This is a genomic window from Sphingomonas sp. CCH9-F2 (assembly GCF_001556735.1).
GTDB classification, from domain to species: domain Bacteria; phylum Pseudomonadota; class Alphaproteobacteria; order Sphingomonadales; family Sphingomonadaceae; genus Sphingomonas; species Sphingomonas ginsenosidimutans.
The window spans coordinates 1-495 of record NZ_LSJO01000010.1; the positions used below are offsets into that span (position 1 = coordinate 1).

General features: G+C 76.6%; 1 pseudogene. It reads right to left on the reverse strand.

What is annotated here, in order from left to right:
* A pseudogene (locus AX685_RS00375) lies at positions 1-493 on the reverse strand (NAD(P)-dependent oxidoreductase); the annotation flags it as partial.
* Positions 494-495: the final 2 nt, after the last annotated feature.

Consider the following 495-nt stretch of genomic DNA (forward strand, 5'->3'; position numbering starts at 1 on the left):
GGTTATAGACCCCCGGCGGCGCGGCGAACCCCGCCACCACGCCGGCGGCGATGTCCGCCACATGCACGCGGCTGAACACCTGCCCGGCCACCCCGGTGCGCTGTGCCTTGCCCTCCGCCACCCGCTCCAGCGCCGACCGCCCCGGGCCGTAGATGCCCGGCAGGCGGAACACCCGCGCGCCCAGCCCCCGCCATGCCGCATCGGCGGCGTTGCGGTTCGCGCGCCGCCCGCGATCGGCGGGCGCGGCTTCGTCCACCCACGCGCCGCCGGTGTCGCCATAGACGCCGGTGGACGACAGATAGCCCAGCCACTTCCCCGACAGCACATCGCCATGGCGCGCCAGCACCGGGTCGGCGTCGCCCTCCGGCGGCACCGACGACAGCACATGCGTCGCCGCCGCCACCCCCGCGCGCACCGCCGCGTCGTCGTCGAACCGGATCGTGCCGTCGCGCCCGTCGCGGGTCGTCGCCATCACCACCCCGCCCGCCCTCATTG